This is a genomic window from Paenibacillus sp. FSL R7-0313, assembly GCF_037969885.1.
Classification (GTDB): domain Bacteria; phylum Bacillota; class Bacilli; order Paenibacillales; family Paenibacillaceae; genus Paenibacillus.
Map to the genome: position 1 here is coordinate 3,992,743 of NZ_CP150219.1, position 24,208 is coordinate 4,016,950.

The following is a 24,208-nucleotide window of genomic DNA, read 5'->3' on the forward strand; positions in this document are numbered from 1 at the left end:
GGGTGCCGTATGTCTATTTTTAAGAAACAGGAATCGTATTGGGCAAGCCGATTTGAAGATGATGATCATCTTGTTCATTTGCCTTATTGCAAAACAACCTCCAAACACCCAGACGATACGCAGCACCAGAATGCTATATATAAGTCTTTGTCAGCCGATGTTTCATATAAAATCAAGTCCATGTCGCGAAATGCTCCTATGGCAATATATACGATCTTATTAACGGGAGTTCAGTGTCTGTTATATAAATACACGAATGAAACCAAGATGATTATTGGCATACCTACGATGGAAGAAAAGAACAATGATCTATCGCTCTCGAATAAGGTTCTTGTCTTAAAAAATAATATCAATCATGCGATGACATTCAAATCCATATTTAATCAAGTGAAGACCAGTTTAACCGAAGCTATTCAGCATCAACGAATCCCTTTCAGAAAAATGGTTGAACGTTTAAATGTTCAGTATGATTCGAACCATGTACCTCTGATTCATACCTTGGTTTCGTTGAATGAAATTCATCCTGACCTTGATGAAAATAACGTAAAAGCGGCGACAATGTTCCACTTTGATCTGGAGAACGACTCCATTCAGTTAAGATTAGTTTATGATGATGATCGTTATGATCGAGAGTATATGGTTCAAGTTGTAGAACATCTTGACCAATTGTTATCCGTTGTGCTGTACCAACCTGATCTGGAGTTAAGTCATGCCGATATGTTATCAGAGTTTCATCGAAACAAGCTGTTATATGACTTTAACGATACAAGGGTTGAGTATCCACAGAACAAGACGATGCATCAATTATTTGAAGAACAGGTGGAACGAACACCGGACTATCCGGCAGTCGTATTTGAGAATAGACAGTTAACGTACAGAGAGTTAAATCAAAAATCCAACCAATTGGCCCGATTGCTTCAAGCTAAGGGGGTGCAGGCGGGTCAGTTCGTTGGCATTATGGCAGAGCGCTCGCTTGAGATGATCGTAGGTTTATTCGGTATTCTAAAAGCTGGCGGGGCATATGTCCCAATCGATCCGGAATATCCGGCAGATCGTATTCATTACATCCTTGAGGATTCGAAAGTGGCTTGGTTGCTGCATCAAGGTCATATACAGAAGCCGGAACATTATGCAGGGACATGTGTCATTCTGGATTCTGAAATAAATCACTATGAGGATCATTTAAATTTGGAAGATGGAGCGATCTCCAGTGATTTGGCATACATGATCTACACGTCTGGAACAACAGGTCATCCCAAAGGCGTAATGATTGAACATGCCAGCATTGTGAATTCCCTGCAATGGAAATCGGATTTTTATCATTTTACCGGAGATGATCGGGTATTAATGCTGAATCCCTTCGTGTTTGATTCGTTTATTACCCACTTCTATGGTCCGATAATATCTGGATCGACGGTATATTTGTTAAACCAGCAACAGTGTAAAGATGCTGTAGCCATCAATACGATGGTCAAAAAACAGCAAATCACGCACATCCAAAGTCCACCCAGTTTCTTGATGACCCTATTGGAACAAGTAAGCGGGGAAGATTGGGCATCCATGAAAAATGTGGTGGCTGCGGGAGAGAAAATTGTTCCTGCCTTAATACACAAATTGCAGCGCATCAATCCACGCATCGAAGTGTGTAATGAATACGGTCCAACTGAAAATAGTGTTGTATCCACAGTTCTGTCGATCAAGTCGGCAGATCAAAAGATTTCAATCGGGAAGCCCATTGCGAACAATAGGGTCTACATTTTAGGAGAACGGAATGAATTGCAGCCTATTGGAGTTCAGGGAGAATTATGTGTAGCCGGAGCAGGGTTATCCAGAGGTTACTTGAACCGTCCAGATCTGACTGCGGAGAAATTCGTGGATGATCCATTTGTTTCGGGAGCGAAAATGTACAAGACAGGTGACTTCGCAAGATGGCTGCCCGATGGGAACATAGAGTATATAGGAAGGGTAGATCATCAAGAGAAAATTCGTGGACACCGGATTGAACTTGGTGAAGTGGAGACGGCTCTTCTAAATAGTACCCAGATAAAAGAGGCCATCGTCATAGCCAGAGAAGATGAAACGGGAACCAAACAATTATGTGCGTACCTGGTAGGAGAGGACGCAATCACGATAGGGGAACTGCGGGAGGTGCTGTCCCAGCAGCTGCCAAACTACATGATTCCGTCCTATTTTGTACAGCTAGATCAGATGCCGCTCACGTCTAACGGGAAAATCGATCGCAAAGCTTTGCCTGCTCCCAAAGAACATATGTTGAAGGGCATGGAGTACGAAGCACCCCGAACGATGGTGGAACAACAACTTGTATCGATCTGGGAAGAGGTACTTGGGGTAGAGAACATTGGGATTTTGGATAATTTCTTCGAGCTTGGAGGAGATTCGATTAAATCCATTCAAGTCTCTTCAAGGTTATATCAAGCAGGTTACCAGGTGCAGATGGATCATCTGTTTAAAAATCCAACTATAGCAAGCTTGATTCCCTATGTTCAACCCATAAGTACTCTGTCAGAACAGGGAATCATCACTGGAAAAGTGATGCTGACTCCAATTCAGCATTGGTTTTTTGAGCAATACAAGGTGGACGCCCATCATTATAATCAGTCCGTGATGTTGTATCGGAAAGAAGGTTTTCACGAAGCCACACTTCGCCGTGTATTCGATAAATTGAGTGAGCATCATGATGTACTTCGTATGGTATATCGCCATACGGAGCGGGGGTATGAAGCGTGGAATGAAGGGTTGGCAAGAGAACCCTTATATACACTTGAAGTGATGGACTTTAAGTCATTAGCAGATCCGTCTCAAGAAATCGAGAAGAAAGCAAATGAAATGCAAAGCAAGTTTAACGTGGAACGTGGACCCTTGATGAAGCTGGGCGTATTTCAATGTGCAGACGGAGATCATCTACTAATCGTTATTCATCATCTAGTCATCGACGGAGTTTCATGGCGAATTTTGATCGAAGACCTATCGAGAGGCTATGAACAATTAAGTGATGGCGAACCCATTCAACTACCGCAAAAAACGGCTTCCTTTCAATTATGGGCAGAACAGCTCCAGTTGTATGCGAACAGTGATGCGATAACGCAAGAGATTGCATATTGGAATGAAATTGAAAAAGCAACCTATAAGTCGTTACCTACAGATTTTAAAGCGGATCATGCACTGGAAAAAGACAGTGAAGAAATCACGATGGAATGGTCAGCGGCAGAAACGGAGCAATTATTAAAACAAGCGAATCGTGCGTATAAAACGGAGATTAGCGATTTGCTGCTCAATGCACTAGGCATGTCTATTCACCAATGGACAGGCATGGATAAAGTGTTGGTCAATCTGGAGGGACATGGAAGAGAACAAATTATACCGGATCTCGATATTACACGAACGATCGGATGGTTTACAAGCCAGTATCCGGTTGTACTTGATATGGAAACAAGTTCAAATATGTCTCTTTTCATCAAAACAAACAAAGAAATGATTCGTCAAATCCCTAAAAAAGGGATTGGTTATGGTATTTTACGATATTTAAGTGCACATCAGCAAGAAACGCCCTTTACCTTGAATCCTGAAATTAGTTTTAACTATTTGGGACAATTTGATCAGGATCTTCAGAATAGTGGGATGCAGATCTCTCCCTATCCAGGCGGAGCAACAGCAAGCGACAAACACAGAAGAAATGTTCTTATCGATATGAATGCCTTAATTGTGGAAGGCAAATTGACGTTGTCACTTCGGTATAGTCGCACCCAATATCAAAAAGAAACGATGGAGCGAGTGGTAACATATTTTAGAGATCATCTGGAAGAAATCGTGATACATTGTGTGACAAAAGAGAAGCCGGAATGTACACCAAGTGATCTAACGTTAAAAGGAATTACGATTGAAGAATTAGAAGGATTTGTTCAAGAATCGGAACACATTGGTGAAATCGAAGATATATATGCTTTGTCACCGATGCAAAATGGGATGTTCTTTCATCATTTGCTTCATTCAAAATCGGAAGCGTATTTCCTTCAAACCACGCTGGATCTTCATGGTTTGTTAGACGTGGAAGCTTTTACGAAGAGTCTGGATCAGTTGATGCAGCGCAATTCGATTCTCAGAACAAATTTTCATAGCAAATGGAAGAATGGACCTCTGCAAGTGGTATACCGTCATAAACGGAATGGGCTAATATACGAAGATTTGCGTGAGATGAACGAAGAAGATCGTGAAGCATACGTGGCAGAATATACAAGAGTAGATAAAATAAGAGGTTTTGACCTGTCTCAGGATGTGTTAATGCGTATTTCGATCTTGCAAACGCATGACCAAACCTATCGTTTCATTTGGAATTATCATCATATTCTGATGGATGGCTGGTGCCTGTCGCTTGTAATCCAGGAGTTGTTTGATGGATACTTTGCTATTCAGGAACAACGAAAACTGGAGGCAAAGGGTACGATTCCATACAAACATTATATTGAATGGCTGGACAACCAAGATCATGAAGAGTCCCTGAAATACTGGCGTGACTATATGGAAGGTTATGATGAGCAGACCACTTTGCCAAAAGAACATTCAATTACGAAGAGTGATGAATACCATTCAGAGCATATGATTTGTACATTAAGTCAGGAATTAACCGGACAAATCGCACATGTGGCCAGTCAGAATCAGGTGACGCTGAATACGTTCATGCAGACAGCCTGGGGAATGTTGCTACAGATATATAACGGCAGTGAGGATGTCGTATTCGGAAGCGTGGTGTCGGGCAGACCTGCGGCGATTGTTGGAGTTGAGCGAATCATCGGTTTATTCATCAATACCATTCCTGTACGCGTTCAGACTCAAGGTAACGAGACATTTGCAGCGGTTATGAAGCGGAATCAGGAACAAGCTGTGGCTTCGCATCCACATGACACGTATCCGTTATACGAGATTCAAGCGGAAACATCGCAAAAACAAAATTTGATTGATCATATCCTGATATTCGAGAATTATCCTGTACAGGGCATTATGGAACAGTTTGGGGATCAGGAGGAGACAGCTCTTCGGATTACGAATGTAGAAGCAGATGAACAAACGAATTATGACTTTAACCTGATTATCAAACCAGGCCAATCCATGAAATGTATGTTCTATTACAATGCTAACGTTTATGATCGGTCAAGCGTAGAACGGATTCAAGGTCACTTGATTCGAATGCTGGAGCAAGTGGTCAACAATCCGCTTATCCCTATCCATGACATTGACTTGACGACAACACAGGAGAAAACACAAATTTTGGAACAGTTTAATGATTCTATGGCTGAATACCCAATGGACAAGACGATTCATGGACTGTTTGAGGAACAAGCGGCAAGAACTCCTGCACACGTTGCGGTTGTATTCGAGGATCAACATTTGACCTATCAAGGGCTGAACGAGAAAGCCAACCAATTGGCAAGAACGTTGAAGGCTAAAGGCATTCAAAATGATCAGTTAATCGGGATCATCGCTGATCGTTCGCTAGACATGGTTGTAGGAATCCTTGCGATTCTGAAAGCGGGTGGCGCATACGTGCCGATTGATCCTGAATATCCGGAGGATCGTATAAACTACATGCTTGAGGATTCGGGTGTACATGTATTATTGCTGCAAAGTCATTTGCAAGAACGCATCTCTTTTGCAGGAGAGGTCGTTTGTTTGGATCAACCTGAGTCCTATCATGAAGATCATTCCAACTTGGGAGTGACTGCTGCACCAACAGGCTTGGCATATGTAATTTATACCTCAGGAACAACAGGTAAACCAAAAGGGACATGTATTGAACATAAAAATGTGGTGCGATTGTTGTTCAATAGTAAAAATTTGTTTGATTTTAATACATCAGATACATGGACATTATTCCATTCTTTTTGTTTTGATTTTTCGGTATGGGAAATGTATGGGGCATTGCTCTATGGCGGAAAACTGGTTATTGTACCTCAAATGACGGCAAAAAGTCCGGAACAATTTCTACAATTGTTAAAAGACGAGCAAGTGACGATATTGAATCAAACGCCAACGTATTTCTATCATCTTCTTCAGGAAGAACGGGCAGGTCATGCAGCAGATCTGAAATTAAGAAAAGTGATTTTTGGAGGAGAAGCCCTCAATCCCGTGTTATTGAAGGAATGGAAGCTGAAATATCCATTTGTCCAGTTAATTAATATGTATGGGATAACCGAAACGACGGTTCATGTAACGTATAAGGAAATAACCGACATTGAAATACATGCTGGAAAGAGCAATATTGGAAAACCAATCCCAACGTTGCAGACCTATATTTTGGATCAACATCAACGCATTCAACCGATCGGTGTTCAGGGAGAATTAGTTGTAGCAGGTGAGGGCCTTGCCAGAGGGTATCTGAACCGGCCTGATTTAACCGCAGAGAAATTTGTTGATCACCCCTGGATTACAGAAGGGAAAATGTATCGCACAGGAGATGCCGCAAGATGGCTGCCGGATGGAAATATTGAATATCTGGGACGAATCGATCATCAAGTGAAAATTCGCGGTTACCGAATTGAGCTTGGCGAAGTGGAAACTGCGCTTTTGCAAATAGACTCCATTCAGGAAGCAGTCGTTATTGCCCGTGAGCATGAGGATGGTTCGAAGCAGTTGTGTGCGTATTGGAAAGGCCACAGCTCACTGACGGCGAAGAAAATCAGAATGGCATTATCTCATGAAATTCCGGATTATATGATCCCGTCTTATTTTGTTCAATTAGAGCATATACCATTAACATCCAATGGAAAGGTTGACCGAAAGGCATTGCCATCTCCACAAGAACATATGCAAAAAGGCACCGAGTATATGGCGCCGCAGAACGCTGTAGAACAAGCGATCGTCTCTGCCTGGGAAGCCGTGCTTGGTGTTCAAAAGATTAGCACATCAGATCATTTCTTTGAACTCGGGGGCGATTCGATTAAATGTATTCAAGTTTCCTCACGACTGCTTCAAGCAGGGTATAAAGTGGAAATGAAGCATTTCTTCACCTATCCGACAGTAGCGGAGTTGAGTGAACACGTTACATCCGTGAGCACTATTTCTGACCAAGGGGAAGTTACGGGACAAGTGATGCTGACACCTGTTCAGCGCTGGTTCTTTGATCAAAATATGGTGGACGCACATCATTACAATCAGGAAATGATGTTCTTTCGTGAAAAAGGGTTTGATGTCCGCTTTATTCGCAGCATTATGGATAAGATCGTTAAACAGCATGATGCTCTCCGCATCCTTTATCGTCAAGCGCCTGAAGGTGGATATGAAGCGTGGAATCGAGGGGCAGACGAAGATGGATTATACAGCCTTGAAATCGTTGACCTCAAAACAGAAGCAGATCCTGCATCGTTCATTGAAAATAAAGCAAAAGAAATTCAGAGTGGTATGGATCTGTCTCACGGGCCTTTGATCAAACTTGGGTTGTTCCAATGTGCTGAAGGGGATCACCTGCTTATTGCCATCCATCATTTGTTGGTAGACGGGGTTTCATGGCGTATTTTATATGAAGATATTCAGACAGGACATGTTCAGTTCTTGAGAGGCCAAGAAATCCAGCTTCCTCAAAAAACGACCTCGTTTAAACAATGGGCAGAACAATTGTCTACGTTTGCAGATAGCTCGGCGATGAAGCAAGAGAATCCATACTGGAGTCGTGTGGAGCAGGCCCAGCTAAGCCCGCTGCCAAAAGATATGGATTGTGATGAGACGATTGGCAAAGATAGTGAAACGATCACCATTCATTGGACAGCAGCGGAAACGGAGCAATTATTAAAGCAGACACATCATGCGTACAATACGGAAATTAATGATATATTGCTAACGGCATTGGGAATGGCAGTTCATGATTGGACAGGCATGGGGGAAATTCTTGTAAATATGGAAGGGCACGGTAGAGAAGATATCCTGCCAGAGCTGGACATTACGCGTACAGTGGGATGGTTTACGAGCATGTACCCCGTTATGATTACGATGGATTTCGGGGCTGACTTATCAAGGAGGATTAAGGCCGTCAAGGAAAGACTGCGTCAGATCCCAACCAAAGGCATTGGTTACGGGATTTCGAGGTATTTGTCACATGGACATGAAGGTATCAAGTTAGAGAAAAATCCCGAAATTAGTTTCAACTATATGGGACAGGTGAATCAGGATTCGGGCCAAGATGGCATTAAATTCTCGCATTATTCCAGCGGGCCATCCGTAAGTGAAAACAACAAGAGACCTTTTGTGCTGAATATCAATGGCATTGTTACAGAGGGTCGGTTGTCGCTGTCCATTAACTATAGTCAAAAACAATATCGCCGGGAAACGATGGAGCAATTGGCTTGTCTCTATAAGGAAGGTCTTAATAGAGTCGTTGAACATTGTGTAACGAAGGAACAAACCGAGCTTACGCCAAGTGATATTTCATGCAAGTCATTAACCATTGATCAATTGGATCAAATCGTGGAACAAACTGGGCACATCGGTCGAATCGAAAATGTGTACCCACTTACACCATTACAGAAGGAAATGCTGTACGAAAGTGAACGGAATCCAATTTCGGGCGCTTACTTTGTACAAATCATGTTTGATATGCGTGGAGATTTGAATGTTGCCTCTTTTGCGCAAAGTTTGGATCAATTAATGCAAAGGCATGCGATATTAAGAACTAATTTTTACAGTGATTTCGTGGACATCCCTCTTCAAATCGTGTATCAAGAGAAGAAATTTGAATTTAACTATGAAGATGTAGCTGGCAAAAGTGAGCTGCAAGGTAAAACGTATGTTGACGAGTATATTGAGCAGGACAAGGCAAGAGGATTTGACTTACAACGAGATTCGCTAATACGCATGTCTGTTTTACGAATAAAGCCTGAGGAATACCGCGTCATATGGAGTTTTCACCATATTTTGATGGACGGCTGGTGTATGTCTCTTGTAAGCAAAGAGATATTTGAAAATTATTTTGCGATTCGGGAAAATAGAAAGCCTCAAGTGACTCTATTAACACCGTATAGTCAATTCATTGAATGGCTGGAACAGCAAGATCATCAAGGTGCAATAACCTATTGGAGTCATTACCTGGAAGGTTATGAAGGGCAAACGAAATTGCCTGGAGAAAAAATCAAACCGAAACATGAAAGACAGGATTCCAGAACGCTAAACTGTTATTTGGATGATGTACTAATTGAGCAAATGAAACAGATTGCGGAACAGCAGCATGTAACGCTCCATACGTTAGTTCAGACTGCTTGGGGTGTATTGTTGCAGCAATACAATGAAAGCAATGATGTTGTATTCGGAAGTGTTGTATCGGGCAGACCGCCTGTTATTCCTGGGATCGAAAGTATGATTGGATTATTTATTAATGCGATTCCTGTTCGTATCCAGGCTCAGGCCGATGAGTCATTTATATCTCTAATGAAAAGGAATCAGGCACAAGCTGTGGAGTCACATGCATATGACACGTATTCGTTATATGATATTCAAAATCTGACCAAGCAAAAACAATCTCTGATTAACCATGTTGTTGTATATCAGAACTTCCCGGTAGAGCATCGAATGGAGAGTTTGGGTCAAAAAGGCGAAATACCGCTTGAAATTATGAATGTTGGGGGTACAGAACACAATAGTTTTGATTTTACTTTGATCGTCAAGCCCCATGAGAACATGAAGATCATATTGATGTATAATGCCAATGTGTATGACCTATCTACCGTTGAACAGATTCAAAAACACTTTATTTCCATGATTCAACAGGTGGTAAGTAACCCGGAAGTTAAAATAAACAAACTTGCGTTGAGTACGTCGAACATTTATTAATGGAAAAATAATGGGCCTCTCCAAAAGTGAGTTTCCTCCTCACTCAAAGCGCTAACGAATCTGACGCGTCTTAAGAGGTAGATTCGATGTGAACGGCAAACTTAAACGAACCTAAGTAACGTTATTTCATCATATCAGGGTGTCAGAACCTAAAAAACGACCCAATCGACGAAATAACGTCTCTGTGATTCGTTACACCATAGACTTGTGCAAATCAGAGCGAATAGCGTGTGCCAGGTTCATTAGAACAAAATAACGTTAATAAGGGATGTCCTCAGTCATGCTCATGACTTATGGCATCCCCTTTTTATGCTCCATTAATGATGCAAAGGAACTGCCTGAAGCTGAGGGTGGTTATGATTGAATGGAATGCATTTCCGTATACATTTTGATCGACCTTTTAACAATTCCTCCCTTCTGACCGATATATAATAAGTACATCTATGTAATGAGAAAGTGAAAGGAGTGCAGAACATGGATATTGCAGCATTATCAATGGCGATGAGCCAAGCTTCAGTAGTGCAGTCGGCAAGCTTGCAAGTGATGTCGATTACAAAAGACATGGCACAGCAGCAAGGCCAGCAGATGGCGGAAATGTTGAAGTCAGTGCCTGCTCCTCATCCCAATCTGGGTGGAAGTCTTGATCTTTCGGTTTAGTTGAAATTACAGCATGTGTCCTCATGTAACACCCATTGCAGCAAGCAAAACCCAAACAGCTCCAATTCGAATGAATTGAAGCCGTTTGGGTTGTTTTTTTCTAAATACTCATTCCAAAATTACGATCTTTTTATTACGATCTTCTCAGCGAAACTTTGCCAAACTTGGCAATCTGCCTTCAAAGGGCAGTGTGTCCTTCAATGTCCATAACTCATCGTAACTGGAAATCTGAAGATCGGCTTTGGACAAGTCCTGATTGCCTGATCCCGGATTACGATATCCGATGCAGCGCATGCCTGCACTTTTGGCGGCCTGAACACCATTGCGCGAGTCCTCGATCACCAGACAATTCGAAGGGGATGCACCAATCATCTCAGCGGTGGTCAGGAAAATATCTGGTGCTGGCTTGCCGTTTGTAACTTCCTCACCTGTCATTCGCACCTCAAAGTATTGTCCAAGTCCGGTTTTGTCCATGATCAGATCAATCAGTGCACGTGGAGAGGAAGAAGCAACGGCTATGGGTACGTGTTGCTCATGCAGCCAGCTTAACCAGCGTTCCACGGAAGGCATTGCTATGAGATTCGAATGGGCAAGCATGGTTTGCATCACATTATGCTGATGATAAGCAAATACTTCTTCCAGCGTAGCTGTCAGTTGATGTTTGTCCAATACTTGCTGCCACATGGATTCCAGCGTAACTCCAACATAGGTATGATGTTCTTCTTCCGTCACCCTGGCTCCAAAATGGGTAAAAGAGCTGCGCTCAATCTCGAAATAAATCGGTTCGCTGTCAATCAGTACACCATCCATGTCAAAAATGACTGCTTGGATGATGTCATCATTGGGCGTTCCCAGTCCGTCAGACTCTTTGTTTGCTGCCATGCTGTATTCCTCCTCCAGGATTGTGTAAACATATATCTCTAATCTAACCCATTCATGGTTAACGTTCCACTTTAGAAACTGGAACCACTGGATTGCAACACTACTTTAATAGCATGTGAGGAGGCTTGAAGTGTGCGTCCCTGAATATCGCAGCCAAGTGTGCGGAAAGCCTCTTCGTAATCCTCCAACGGGAAGGAGTGGGTGATGATTTTTTTAGCCGGAATAATCCCTTGTTCAATCATATAATGTGCGGTTGCAAATGTGCCCAGAGAATCGATGGAACCAATAATTTTTAGACTACGGTCCACAACTTCCTTGGGATTGAAGGATGTGTTTCCATCTCTCAGACCAACCAGCATCAGGTAACCGCCGCTGGCGAGCTGGGAGAGCACTTGTGTGCCCACAACGCCCGTTGTATCAACAATCATATCGACCTGATGGGTTGCGGGTGACAGTGATTCTATTGCATTTTCGAAGGATGAATGAACTTCCCAACGATCAGGTGCAATGGAACCGGCAATGGCTAAGCGTTCTTCGGAGATGTCGACCAGACAGCCGGTGACCCCTTTAGAAGCGAGCGCGTAGCTGTACAGAATGCCAATCGGGCCTGCGCCGAGGATGATCGTTCTGAAATTCGGCAATAAATGAATCTGATTAATCCCCGTCAGCATACAACTGAGCGGTTCCGTCAAAGTTGCTTCTTCATATCTCACATGATCCTTCAATTTGTACAAAAAACGATCCTCGGTCACATAATAATCTGTAAATGTTCCGTCAGCACTCACACCTGTCTCGGTAACAGACTTATGTGTGCAATGATTTTGTCTGCCTGTTCTGCACATGTCACATTGTCCGCAATAGTAGGTAGGGTCGATCACAACACGGTCGCCCGGTTGTAATGTCGTTACCGCAGAGCCAACAGCAATGACTTCCCCGGCAGACTCATGACCGAGAATGACAGAAGGGACCGCATGATATTTGCCGCTGACAATACCGAGATCGGTACCGCATACACCAGTTGCTCGAATACGAACCAACACTTGATTATCTCTCATGATTTCTGGAACAGGCCGTTCCTCAAGCGCCACATCCCAAGCCGATTTGTATACCAATGCAAGCATGATATAACCTCCTTGTAATTATATAAAATATAAAAATAGCGATTCATCTTAAACAGTTTTTGACAAGATACGAAAGTAGTGAAGGGGACGAAATCGATTCTGGAGAAGCGAAGCGTTAGCCTAAAAGCTTTCTGAAAGAAAGCTGCTTCGGAAGCATACGCTATCAACGGATTTTTCCCTTGGGAAAGGAAAATCAAGAAAATCCGTGGATAACAGCGATCATAAGAACGATTCGTAACCGAAACGACCACTTCGAACAGTTGCATTGAAATGTTTTAATTAACGCTGGCAAGCACCGAATCCAGTCGCTCCACGATCTCTACCAGTTCGTCTTCGGTTGTGGTAAGGGAAGGCCGGACCTTAACAACGTTACCGAAGCCATATCTTGAACTTCTCAAGATTAGATGCTCATCTGTAAAAGCACGGTCAACAATGGCATTGGTTTTGAGCGTATCTGGTTCATTACTGTCACCTACGATCTCTAACCCCCACATTAACCCGACACCACGAGCTTCACCGATACTTGGGTATTTCATAGCCAATTCATGCAGCAATTCACCCAGAATTTCACCTTTGCGTTTTACGGCATCCAGAAACCCGGGTTCGGATACCACTTCCAAGGTGGATTTGGCAGCGGTTACGGAGATCAGATTGCTTCCTGAGGTAAAGGAGTGTTCGTGCTTTTCGAGCACAATCAGCCGGGATTGCATTAATACCGCAGCAACAGGTACACCGATCCCGCCAAGACCTTTTGCAAGGGTAATCATATCAGGCTGGATATCAAACAGTTCGCTGGCGAACATGGTTCCGGTACGACCGATGCCTGTCTGCACTTCGTCAGCAATAAGAATAATATTGTACTCATCACACAGTTTACGCAGACGTTTGAAATATCCGGCGGGAGGGATGATGTTGCCGCCATTTCCAAGAATGGGTTCGATAATCATGCATGCGACTGAGCCGGAACTTGCATATTCTATCGCATCAGATATAGCTTCAACGCATTGATAGCCGCAGTCTCCATTTGAGGATTTAAATGGGCAGCGATAACAGTATGGGGCAGGTACATGGACAGCGTTAGCCACAGCCGAATTGGGGAACCGTTTCCGCCGGAAGGCATTCCCCGAAATCCCGGTGGCAAATTGGGTCTGCCCATGATGGGACAGATACAGGCTGATGATGTCTGTTGATTCGGTATACTTCTGTGCAATTTTGGTTGCACATTCGTTGGCAGTTGAACCAGTGATATCCCGCATCCATCCGGCATTAATGTCGTTTGGAGCATATTCGATTAAGTGATCAAGCACTTCATTGACGTACGGTTCGGTGAAGGAGGAAGACATATGCGTCAGATTGCCGACTTGTTCCTGAATTTTGCTGACAACATGTGGGTGATTATAGCCCAGTGACAGATTGAACGTGCCCGACACGCCATCCAGGTATTCAACACCTGAATCGTCAATCAACTTAATCCCTTTTCCGGCTATGAAGCGGTTGTTGGTTAAAGTTTGCATACGATTTCCTCCAATATAATGGTGTACTAACTCGAACGAAGCTCAACAATCCCGGATGATGCGGGCATCACCTCCCTTAAGAAACGATGTTTACATTTCCTTGCTATGTTGTGCGAGAGCAGTACGTACTGCATTATTTTTTACAGTCCATAGATGAGAGATCATCAATGTGAGCAGCAGGATCAGACAGAATCCGGCCAAAATCCAGATCGTATTCACGACAGGCCCTGTACTCATACTCCATCCAGTCACATACTGCAAGATGGCACCTCCAATACCACCCGATGCGATCAGGATACTGGTTGTCCGCTCGGTCATACCGGGAATCAGAACATTTGCGTAGACCAGTGCGATACAGAACAGCCCTGACATGAACAGACCGGTTCCGAAGATGAGCACATACGTTGCCCACTGTCCAGTTACAAATATCATAGCGACCGTAAACAAAAGCGTGCCAACCGTACTCCAGATCAGGAAAGGCATATAGTTGACGGCTTCCGCTATTTTTCCGGAGAAAAGACGACCGATGATCATCGCAATCCATAGGATGGAGACACTCAGCGATGCGACAGATTCCTGAAGGTGCAATCGTTCTACGAGAATGGAGGGCAGGAAGTTCATCAATCCCAGTTCCAATCCCATGTAGATGAAAAAGAAAATGACAAATATCGTCAGCAGACCTAGATGTTTTCTCGAATATTGGGCTTTGCCTGCTCTATGTGCCACTGTATTCTCGCCAGCCTGTTCCAGATACAGTGCGGCTGGCCGGGGCATAGTGATCCACAGCAGCATAAGAACCAGTGACAACACGGCCACCGTATAAAAAGTAAGATGCCACAGATCCATCCAGATGAATAAAGCAGCGACAGCCGGGATGAGAAGTGCTCCAAGAGCAAAGAAGACATCCAGTTTGGACATGGCGACCGCCTTTTGATTCTCAGTGAATTCGATTGTGAATGCACCTACGGAGGGTTCGATGATACCTGAACCGAAACCTACGATAATCGTGAGAAGAAGAACTACAGACCAGGATGGCAGAAAACCGAGTAATGTATAGGCGGCTACAATACAGATCAGGGCAAGGGTCAGCATCGCTTTTCTTCCGATACGGGCTGTCAGGGCAGGAGCTACAAGTACACCGACAAGAAATCCAAGAAACTGCAGAAATAACAAAAATCCGCCATCACTGTAACCGCGCTCATAATGTGACAATAAAACAGGGAGAAGTGCACCGAGCACAACGCTGGTTATGCCGATTAACAGATAAAAACCGCAGCTTAGAGCGAATATTCTTTTCAAAAGCCCGCCTCCTAGTTGGATAAAAATTTTATATTATGTAATTAATGTTTATTTCATATATAACTTATACCATAAATGTGCAAATGTACATGCTTTTTGTTGTAAAATAATGTTAAATTTTTATGAAGAGAAATATTTCTCGTGCTAAGTTTTTTCTAAAACGATTTCGTGTCGAAAGGGTAGATATGATTTATTTCATATGACCTTTTAACAGGGTTTGGCATCTGTATTGATCGAGAATAGTAAAACGTGCATATAAAAAAAACGTTCCCTGTCTAGGTAGACGGGAAACGTTCTGATTAGCCGTTTATATGATGATAACTGATCTCAACGTATCGCTGTTAAGCAGTCTGTACAAAGAAAATTCCATCGAATGGTGCGTGAGCAGACGCGGGACCTCTTCGCAAAAATAAATAACCGTTTGCATCAGGAAGACCCAATATATCGCGATAAGGATCAGGAAAATCTCCGGAATATATTTGACATACCAGTTGATGTTCCTCCAGCAAATGGTCAATTCCTTTCACACCGTTTGGTAAAGTGGAAGAGAAAAATGAAAATGCAGGGAATGCCTGATCGTCTAACTCCATTTCAATCAAACGTACGCCGCTTAACGGAATGGCTGGAACAGGACATACAGAAGTTAGTGGATGTGAAGATACCGAGACATAAGTACATCCGGCGAGAATATTCTCGTTCCATTCCAGCTCATCCCCCGTATAGGTTACCTGATCCAGAAAATATTCGGAGGCGGAGTAGGTCGAGAAGACCGAGATATATTTATCTTGTGGTAAAGAAGGGATGTGGACCTGCTGTGAAAGTATATTACAATTGATGGAGAACAGATGTAATAAGGGCTGCCCATCAGGGTTGAGCGGCCAGTCTGCAACGTATGCCATTTCTCCACCAATCCACATGCCAGAGTCTTGGTTTGGAGCATCGGGGTCAACTGTAAATCGAGTAACTTTGTACATGAGAAACTCCCTCCAGCGTGTATTTTGGCTTTCCTATGTAGCGTTATATATGTTTTCATATAACCATTCATTGCTTCGTTTCAGTATAAATGAGATTATATGGAATGAGAATCAGTACAAGGTACTAACTCTTGCTTGAAGTAAATAAACGTATCATTAATTCAATGAACCACCAGAAATACTATAGATGAGAAGTGGTGACACATGTTAATTAACAAATACATAAGTGAAACGGGATTCTGCTCCCGCAGGGAAACGAACCGATTAATTGCAGCTGGACGCATAACGATCAATGGCAGGGTTTGTGAAAAAGGAGCCGAAGTTGAACCTCATGATGTGGTCCTTATTGATGGCAAGGAGATTCCTCGTAATGACAGCGAACCTGTCTATATTGCTCTGAATAAACCCATCGGTATTGTCTGCACAGCAGCAGCACATGTGGAAGGGAATATCATTCAATATATGAACTATCCTTCTCGCATATTTGCGATAGGCAGGCTGGATAAGGCATCTGAGGGGTTGATTTTGCTTACAAATGATGGAGGCATTGTGAACAAGATGATGCGTTCGGAGCATAATCATGATAAAGAATATGTAGTGACTGTAGACAAACCCATAACAGATGAATTTGTAAAGTCCATGTCTAAGGGCGTTGAAATTCTGGACGTGGTGACCAAGCCCTGCGAAGTGTATAGGCAAAGTGACAATGTATTTCGTATTATTCTGACACAGGGGCTCAACCTGCAGATCCGTAGAATGTGCAAAGCCTTGGGGTACCGAGTGTTGAAGCTTGAGCGCATCCGAATTATGAATATTACGCTGGATCAACTGGAGCGGGGGCAATGGCGTCATCTGGAGCAAGAGGAACTGGAGATTCTGCTGTCTCAATTAAATGAGATAAAATGAATGACTTCTGCGCATGTCAACCGTGGCCAACCACGATATCCAGTTTTATCAGTAAAAAATGAAGCAAACACTAACCCCTATGCGGATTAGTGTTTTTGTTGTTAAGCTTGTGTCCTTTGCGCTCTGAAATGTAAGAGCCGAATAGGGTTAAGAACGCACCAAGCACAATCACCCAGGTTATCTGCTCATGAAGAATCAGTGCAGATGACACGACTGTAATGACAGGCACGAGATAAATATATACACTCGTTTGGATAGCTCCGAGAAGATTGACAGCCCGGTTCCAGGTCACGAAACACAACGCGGAAGCACCTAGACCGAGATAGAGAAAATTAGAAAGGTTGGTCATACTTGTGAAGCGCCCGAGTTCCCAATGGAATTCAAATAGGAAAAGAGCTGGCAGTATGAAGATCAGGCCATAGAAGAATACTTTGCGGGTCGCACCAATGGTGTGATAGCGAAGCTGGCCAATTTTACGCATTAACACAGAGTAGATCGCCCATACCGCAGGTGCTATAAAAGCAAGCAGATCACCTGCGGGATTCAGTTGCAGAACGAAACTGCCATTCAGTGCGATGAGTAGGATGCCGCTCAAGGCAATCCCAAATCCGATAAGAAAACGGCGAGTTAACTTCTCACCATCCAGGAAGAAATTGGCGAGCACGGCAGTGAAGAACGGAGCGATGGAGACAATAACACCCACGTTGGAAGCGGTTGTGTACAGCAGCGCAATATTTTCAATGAGAAAATATAGTGTCACTCCACATAGTCCTGCTCCGATAAATAACCATTCTTCTCTGAATGAGGTGGTCCGCAGTGAACGCGGATAGATCAGTACAAGTACCAAGTACCCGATCAGAAAGCGAAAAAATAAAATTTCTACAGGAGTGAAATCAATCAACAAGACCTTTGTCGAGACAAATGTAGTTCCCCAGATCAATATGGTAAATAAGGCGAGCAAATGTCCGGTAGCGGCATTGGTGTTATGATGACTCGTCATACGAGGTTATCGATGGTTCGTTTCAACTCCGTATCATGGTTGAAGATACGTCTGTATTGCTTCGGCGTCAGCCCGATCAGTTTTTTAAAAAAATTCGTGAAATGGCTCTGGTCACTGAATCCTGTCTGTGCGGCTACTTCAATGGGAAGCAGGCCTTGTTCCAGCAGACGTTTGGCTTGATTAATGCGAATCGTTTCCAGGTAACGGTAAGGTGATATGCCTTTCTGGCGAGTGAATAAACGCAGCAGGTGATACTTACTCATCTCCGTCAGATCGGCTAACTCGTTCAGTGTGATGCTTTCCATGTAATGAGCTTCTATGTAATCACATATGCATCTAATCTCTGTGGTAACATCCTGCGTGGATATTGGCGGTTCAGCATCCGAATAATCTCGCATCAATTGATCCAGCAGAAAGAGTAACAATTCTTCTTTGCAGAAATCCGATTGCTCCTCCAGAATCATCTGATGAAGCTCGTGCAGGGAACCCACAAGTTCACTCTGATAGAGAACGGGGGATGTGAACCGTGGCAAGTATGCTTGTCCAGTAATCTCTTTTGCATACTCTCGCATAACCTCAGGCTGGACGTTGATACAGCGATAATCGAGGGTTCTGCCATCGACCTGTTCGCAGGCATGAGGATCATGTGGATTAAAGACAATCATGTCGCCACTATTCAGAATGTATTCTTCGTTGTTGCAGACGAGGTGACGCTTGCCTTGCTCAATAAATCCAATGACGTAATAGTCATGAAAGTGATTGGGAAACTTCTGCATAATGCCTTCAAATTGATAAGCTTCTAGCTGTAAGTCGGTATCAAAAACGACAGTCCGGACTTCCCGAGTCATGATGCACCTTCTTTCTGGTAAGTTAAGATCATTATAGGTTGCAAAGAAGGAATTTTCTTGAACGATATTGCTATTGCTCGAAGTGTCTGATCGGACAGATATCTCCAAAAAACAAAATACCCGCAATCCCGGAGGGAAAGCGAGCCCTTTGCTTAGTATAGTTGATTCATGAGTTCAAACCTACTATATAGGGGAGAAAAAATCTCTGGAACAATAAGTAATTGTTCTTAGTGTAACGTAGCGAGCGCTTCAGGTGTAAAAGCCTGTATCTCAGATATGCGGCCTTCGCGTATTTTGGCAGCCCACGCCGGATCACCAAGGAGTGCACGTCCAACAGCCACCAGATCAAATTCCTGTTGCTCATATCGCTTCATAAGTTCGCTCATACCCGGATGTTTTACTTCACTGCCTTCTGCTTCAGGCTCATCCGCCATACCTACAGAACCGACCGTTATCGTGGTTTGACCACTTAGCTTCCGTACCCACCCTGCAAATCCTAGATCAGATCCTTCGAACTCGGGCTCCCAGAAGCGTCGTGTTGAGCAGTGGAAGATATCTACACCTGCGTCAACTAACAAACGAAGGAATTGTTCCAGTTCTTCCGGTGTATCGAACAGTCTGGCTTGATAATCATTCATCTTCCATTGGGAAATTCGCATCGCAATAGGAAAATCAGGACCTACCGCAGCACGCACTGCCATGACAAGTTCAACCGCGAATTGAGTTCGTTTCTGAAGGTCACCACCATAGCGGTCCGTTCTCCTATTCGTCGTTTTCCAGAAAAACTGATCGATTAGAAAACCGTGTGCACCGTGAAGTTCAATTCCGTCAAAACCAATACTTTGCGCATTGGCTGCTGCATCTGCATAGGCTTGAATCACAGTTGCAATCTCTGCCTCCGTCATGGGTGCACCTACTTGAGTACCTCCCATGTCAACTCCCGATGGACTCAGTGATGCAGCTTCCGGGTGTGGGTCAGATCCTGAAGGACGAACGATTCCCATGTGTAAAATCTGAGGGAAGATTTTGCCGCCAGCATCATGAACTTGTCTGACCACTTCAGCCCAGCCTTGAAGAGCTGCTTCTCCATACATATGAGGGATTCTAGGCTCACTTGATGCAGATGGATGCTCAATGGTCGCACCTTCGGTAATAATGAGTCCAACACCATGCTCGGCACGTCGACGATAATATGCGGCTACGTCTGGGCCAGGGACACCGTCCGGGGAAAAAGCACGAGCCATGGGGGACATGACGATGCGTGAGGACAGGGTTAGCTTTGAAACAGTGTATGGTTGAAACAAACGCTCTGTAGAAATAATGTTATATTGTGGATTACTCAAAATATACACCTCCATTATGTTGTACCTCTCAGTGGGTACGAGTGCAATGTTAACAAGGTCTATAGGCATGCTCAACCAACAATCGGAGCATTTTGTTGCTTAAGCGAAAGACACGGATTATTGTATGGTGTCTTTGCACTTACTTTCACTTGTTGAACAAATAACACTTATCTATAATGAAGGAGTCTAACCAAATATTTTGTGTACAAAGGAGGATTGGGGCATGTCTGGTGTATTGTCTCCAAACTCGAATGATCCGCGTGTAATCCGCACGCGTCAATTAATTCTTGATGCGTTTTTAAACCAATTGAATCTTAAAAATTTCAACAGCATTACGATTCAAAACATCACGGAACAAGCTACAATTAACAGAGCTACTTTCTACGCCCATTTTCAGGATAAATATGCACTGCTTGAAGCCTTGTTATCGGATGCTTTTATGGAATATGTAACGAAAAGGGTGGACTCGGATGCCCGGTTATCAGCCGAAACCATACAGCAACTTATATTTTCATTATGTGACTATCACGTCTCAAGTAATGGATGCATTAAAAAATATGAGACGGTTGCACCAATTATTGAAGAAAATATCAAGACACAGCTGGAGCAATTCCTTCTTGAATTAATGAGCAAAGTAGCGGGGGATGTAGATCCCAAAACGCTGAAAATTACGGCAACCATGCTAAGCTGGTCCATCTATGGAATGACATATCGTTGGAATATTGAGGGCGGACAGGAATCCCCGGCTGAATTAGCCAACAGAGTGGTCCCCTATATGATGGGCGGATTGGAATTGTTGAATTAACTTCATTTCACGAAATTTCATTTACTATTCGAATGGACATAGGAGGAATAACAAGATGTTTGAACATTTGGTTGTTTTTAAATTTAACGATAAAACCACACTAACCAAACAACAGGAATGGGTGGCTCAATTGCTCGCGTTACAGGAACAAATCCCTGGAATTGTCACGCTGACCGCAGGGATCAATGCAACTGAAGAAACGGACCGTATCCAAGGTTACACGATTGGATTGAGAGTGACGTTTGAAGATCAGGAGGCATTGCGCGCCTATGGTCCCCATCCTGCTCATCAGGCATTTGTAGCTTCCCTCGATGGTTGGGTGGAAGATGTCATTGTAGTTGATTATGCGATATAAAGCCACGATATCAGAGGGTTAACGAATATAGGAGTTGAAGATTCCCATGTGTTTAATTTTATTTGCATACAACATGCATCCAAAGTATCCGCTTATTCTGGGATCAAATAGGGATGAATTCTATCACAGACCTACGGCTCAAGCACACTATTGGGAAGATCATCCTCATATATTAGCGGGCAGGGATTTGTCGAAAATGGGAACCTGGATGGGCGTAACCACAGGTGGACGTCTGGCTGCTGTTACGAATTATCGTGATCCGAATGAAGAGGTACAGGCCAGGGGCTCAAGAGGAGATCTGGTTGCTGACTTTTTAAAAGGAACGTCCACACCTGAGCAATATATACAACATGCGGAGAGAAGTCGCAATGATTATCCTGGCTACAATTTGTTAGTGGGTGATCCTGACGACCTCTATTATTATTCTAATGTGGGTACTGTCGTGATGAAGTTGAAACCGGGAATATACGGGATTAGTAATCACTTGATTAATACAGATTGGCCCAAGGTGAGACGTGGGAAAGAAGGGCTGGAGAAAATCATCCAAGGGGAAGACGAAGATACCCTGACAGAACAAATATTAGGTTTGCTGCAAATGGCAGACCCTTCAGTGGATGAGCTTCTCCCCCATACAGGTGTTCCATTGGAATGGGAGCGTTTGCTTTCTCCAATCTTTGTTAGAAGTGAGAAATTCGACTATGGGACCAGAGCTTCATCCGTTGTTCTGATGAACAGAGATGAAGTGTTTTTCACGGAGATGGTTCACCAGAACGGAGAGGTAATGGAACAACGTTTTAACATCAAGCCTCTCAACTGGACAAGCTGAGAATATGAAACAAGTGATGTTCTGACATTATGCATTAATGTGTCAACTTATATAACGCGACATAAACGGTATGAGAGTACCTTTTGTATAACACGCCCAATTTTAGTTGGGCTCTTTATCTCTTATCACAATTCTATGTTATGAATCATAGAACTTCCCTGAATAGTTTATATAATGTGAATCAACATAACATGATTTTGCAGTGGTTCGGTTGATTCTAATTTCAGGGGGGCAACGTGGGATGAAAGAAACCAAAAAGATGAGAGTTTTTTCACTGGGGATTCAGCACGTACTCGCGATGTATGCGGGAGCAATTCTGGTGCCTTTGCTTGTGGGCAGAGCACTAAATCTGACTGCAGAGCAGTTGGCGTATCTGGTATCCATTGACCTGTTAACGTGTGGGATTGCAACATGGCTTCAGGCTCGGAAAGGGAAGTACTTGGGTATTGGATTGCCAGCGGTGCTCGGAAGTTCTTTTGTAGCGGTGACACCGATGATTGCGATTGGATCGCAATACGGAATTCCTGCCATATATGGGTCGATCATTGCAGCGGGTTTATTTATCGTCATCTTTGCCGTGTTTTTCAGCAAAATCGTCAAATTGTTTCCGCCCGTTGTGATCGGTACAGTGGTAACCATCATCGGTCTTGCGTTAATCCCAACCGGCATTAAAAACATGGCGGGTGGAGCAAACAGCGAGAATTTCGGAAGTTTGGATAATCTGGCGCTTTCATTTGGCGTATTACTTTTTATTCTAATCCTGAATCGATATGCTCGCGGGTTTGTTAAATCCCTGGCTGTTCTCCTTGGTATTATTGTGGGGACCCTCATCGCAGCTATCATGGGAAAAGTGAATTTTGCCACTGTACAGGAAGCCTCCTGGTTCCATTTACCTCAACCCTTTTACTTCGGATGGCCTACCTTCGAAATTGGTCCAATCATTACAATGATTATTGTAGGTACGGTGGTTATCATCGAATCAACAGGTGTATTTATGGCTTTGAGCAAAATTTGTGATCAACCGATCAACGAAAAAGATCTGGCACGGGGATATCGCGCGGAAGGTCTTGCGTTTGTCCTTGGCGGCATATTTAATGCTTTTCCATACAATACATTTGCACAGAATGTTGGTTTGGTTCAGCTCTCCAAAGTGAAAACGACCAATGTTGTTGTTGCAGCCGGAGGTATACTGGTCTTTCTGGGACTCATTCCGAAGGTTGCTGCTTTTGCAACCATTATTCCAAGTGCTGTCCTCGGAGGAGCAACTGTTGTCCTGTTTGGAATGGTCGTCTCATCCGGTATCAAAATGCTGCAAAACGTCGACTTTGGCAAACAATCCAATCTATTGATCGTGGCTTGCTCCGTTTCACTTGGGCTCGGTGTTACTGCTGTACCCGACCTGTTTGCCCAGCTTCCTCAAAGTATTCGGATTATTGTTAGCGATGGTATTATCACGGGAAGCCTGTCAGCAATCCTGCTTAATGTCTTCTTTAACCTCGCTTGGAAAAAAGAGAGCTTGCCAGTACAGCCTGTACAGGCTCAGGAAGCACACACGTAATCCTTGTAATAACAGACGAGTCATCTGGTAGTAAGTAAGCGGAATAGATCCAAGATGGTTTTCTGGGAAGTGGAATGAAAGACAATGACTCCACTTGCAAAGAAACCTCTTGGATTTTTTTTTGTGCTTACGATTCATGAGGAATGCAAAAGGCATGCAAATATGCTAAAGTTTCATCAAGAACATTTATATGTTCCCTACATTGAATTTCCATGCGACTACATAAATGAGCATTGCTTCACAAGGCTAAAATAAAACCAAGGGATATCCCCTGGGTACAGAAAAGGAG

General features: G+C 43.5%; 15 protein-coding genes. 7 read left to right on the forward strand and 8 right to left on the reverse strand.

The genetic code is table 11. The annotated features are described in order from the left end of the window. The first annotated feature begins 9 nt into the window (after positions 1–9). Both NSQ38_RS17595 and NSQ38_RS17600 read left to right on the forward strand, forming a co-directional pair. A complete protein-coding gene (locus NSQ38_RS17595; protein ID WP_339783192.1) occupies positions 10–9,831 on the forward strand; it encodes an amino acid adenylation domain-containing protein in 9,822 nt (3,273 codons plus the stop codon). Between the two features lie 474 nt (positions 9,832–10,305). After that, positions 10,306–10,488, forward strand: coding sequence for a YjfB family protein (locus NSQ38_RS17600; protein WP_017687882.1), 183 nt, complete (start codon positions 10,306–10,308; stop codon positions 10,486–10,488). Positions 10,489–10,632: 144 nt separating this feature from the next. Here the strand turns inward: NSQ38_RS17600 and NSQ38_RS17605 are convergent, their stop codons facing one another. The 5 genes from NSQ38_RS17605 to NSQ38_RS17625 form a co-directional block, all read right to left on the reverse strand. Beyond that, positions 10,633–11,370, reverse strand: coding sequence for an HAD family hydrolase (locus NSQ38_RS17605; protein ID WP_339783194.1), 738 nt, complete (start codon positions 11,368–11,370; stop codon positions 10,633–10,635). Positions 11,371–11,441: 71 nt separating this feature from the next. Next, positions 11,442–12,491, reverse strand: a complete 1,050-nt coding sequence (locus NSQ38_RS17610) for an alcohol dehydrogenase catalytic domain-containing protein (RefSeq protein WP_339783196.1) — start codon at positions 12,489–12,491, stop codon at positions 11,442–11,444. Between the two features lie 275 nt (positions 12,492–12,766). Then, positions 12,767–14,005 carry an aspartate aminotransferase family protein gene (locus tag NSQ38_RS17615; RefSeq protein WP_339783198.1) on the reverse strand — a complete coding sequence of 413 codons (1,239 nt, stop codon included), beginning with the start codon at positions 14,003–14,005 and terminating at the stop codon, positions 12,767–12,769. 90 nt (positions 14,006–14,095) lie between these two features. Further along, entirely contained in the window at positions 14,096–15,304 is a 1,209-nt protein-coding gene (locus tag NSQ38_RS17620; protein ID WP_339783200.1) for an MFS transporter, read from the reverse strand. 341 nt (positions 15,305–15,645) lie between these two features. Further along, a complete protein-coding gene (locus NSQ38_RS17625) occupies positions 15,646–16,278 on the reverse strand; it encodes a DUF1963 domain-containing protein (RefSeq protein WP_339783201.1) in 633 nt (210 codons plus the stop codon). A 204-nt stretch (positions 16,279–16,482) separates the two neighbouring features. Here NSQ38_RS17625 and NSQ38_RS17630 point away from each other — a divergent pair, with 204 nt between their 5' ends. Continuing rightward, entirely contained in the window at positions 16,483–17,184 is a 702-nt protein-coding gene (locus tag NSQ38_RS17630; RefSeq protein WP_339783202.1) for a pseudouridine synthase, read from the forward strand. Between the two features lie 70 nt (positions 17,185–17,254). Here the strand turns inward: NSQ38_RS17630 and NSQ38_RS17635 are convergent, their stop codons facing one another. From NSQ38_RS17635 to NSQ38_RS17645, 3 genes are all read right to left on the reverse strand, one after another. After that, positions 17,255–18,184, reverse strand: a complete 930-nt coding sequence (locus NSQ38_RS17635; protein ID WP_339783205.1) for a DMT family transporter — start codon at positions 18,182–18,184, stop codon at positions 17,255–17,257. After that, on the reverse strand, positions 18,181–19,032 hold the full coding sequence (locus NSQ38_RS17640) for an AraC family transcriptional regulator (protein WP_339783207.1): 852 nt from the start codon (positions 19,030–19,032) through the stop codon (positions 18,181–18,183). The genes NSQ38_RS17635 and NSQ38_RS17640 overlap by 4 nt, the downstream gene beginning before the upstream one ends. Before the next feature lie 227 nt (positions 19,033–19,259). Further along, positions 19,260–20,375 (reverse strand): NADH:flavin oxidoreductase, encoded by a 1,116-nt coding sequence (locus tag NSQ38_RS17645; RefSeq protein WP_339783209.1) that lies wholly within the window; start codon positions 20,373–20,375, stop codon positions 19,260–19,262. Positions 20,376–20,598: 223 nt separating this feature from the next. Here NSQ38_RS17645 and NSQ38_RS17650 point away from each other — a divergent pair, with 223 nt between their 5' ends. The 4 genes from NSQ38_RS17650 (at position 20,599) to NSQ38_RS17665 (ending at position 23,919) form a co-directional block, all read left to right on the forward strand. After that, a complete protein-coding gene (locus NSQ38_RS17650; protein WP_339783211.1) occupies positions 20,599–21,180 on the forward strand; it encodes a TetR/AcrR family transcriptional regulator in 582 nt (193 codons plus the stop codon). Between the two features lie 55 nt (positions 21,181–21,235). After that, a complete protein-coding gene (locus NSQ38_RS17655) occupies positions 21,236–21,535 on the forward strand; it encodes a Dabb family protein (protein ID WP_339783213.1) in 300 nt (99 codons plus the stop codon). Positions 21,536–21,581: 46 nt separating this feature from the next. Next, on the forward strand, positions 21,582–22,361 hold the full coding sequence (locus NSQ38_RS17660) for an NRDE family protein (RefSeq protein ID WP_339783215.1): 780 nt from the start codon (positions 21,582–21,584) through the stop codon (positions 22,359–22,361). Between the two features lie 241 nt (positions 22,362–22,602). Then, on the forward strand, positions 22,603–23,919 hold the full coding sequence (locus NSQ38_RS17665; protein WP_339783217.1) for a nucleobase:cation symporter-2 family protein: 1,317 nt from the start codon (positions 22,603–22,605) through the stop codon (positions 23,917–23,919). The last annotated feature ends 289 nt before the right edge of the window (positions 23,920–24,208 follow it).

Bases quoted from the DNA above. Each gene is read 5' to 3' on its own strand.
- NSQ38_RS17635 (WP_339783205.1), bottom strand. From the start codon at position 18,184: ATGACGAGTCATCATAACACCAATGCCGCTACCGGACATTTGCTCGCC.
- NSQ38_RS17660 (WP_339783215.1), top strand. From the start codon at position 21,582: ATGTGTTTAATTTTATTTGCATACAACATGCATCCAAAGTATCCGCTT.
- NSQ38_RS17655 (WP_339783213.1), top strand. From the start codon at position 21,236: ATGTTTGAACATTTGGTTGTTTTTAAATTTAACGATAAAACCACACTA.
- NSQ38_RS17595 (WP_339783192.1), top strand. From the start codon at position 10: ATGTCTATTTTTAAGAAACAGGAATCGTATTGGGCAAGCCGATTTGAA.
- NSQ38_RS17650 (WP_339783211.1), top strand. From the start codon at position 20,599: ATGTCTGGTGTATTGTCTCCAAACTCGAATGATCCGCGTGTAATCCGC.
- NSQ38_RS17610 (WP_339783196.1), bottom strand. From the start codon at position 12,491: ATGCTTGCATTGGTATACAAATCGGCTTGGGATGTGGCGCTTGAGGAA.
- NSQ38_RS17615 (WP_339783198.1), bottom strand. From the start codon at position 14,005: ATGCAAACTTTAACCAACAACCGCTTCATAGCCGGAAAAGGGATTAAG.
- NSQ38_RS17625 (WP_339783201.1), bottom strand. From the start codon at position 16,278: ATGTACAAAGTTACTCGATTTACAGTTGACCCCGATGCTCCAAACCAA.
- NSQ38_RS17630 (WP_339783202.1), top strand. From the start codon at position 16,483: ATGTTAATTAACAAATACATAAGTGAAACGGGATTCTGCTCCCGCAGG.
- NSQ38_RS17600 (WP_017687882.1), top strand. From the start codon at position 10,306: ATGGATATTGCAGCATTATCAATGGCGATGAGCCAAGCTTCAGTAGTG.
- NSQ38_RS17665 (WP_339783217.1), top strand. From the start codon at position 22,603: ATGAAAGAAACCAAAAAGATGAGAGTTTTTTCACTGGGGATTCAGCAC.
- NSQ38_RS17605 (WP_339783194.1), bottom strand. From the start codon at position 11,370: ATGGCAGCAAACAAAGAGTCTGACGGACTGGGAACGCCCAATGATGAC.
- NSQ38_RS17640 (WP_339783207.1), bottom strand. From the start codon at position 19,032: ATGACTCGGGAAGTCCGGACTGTCGTTTTTGATACCGACTTACAGCTA.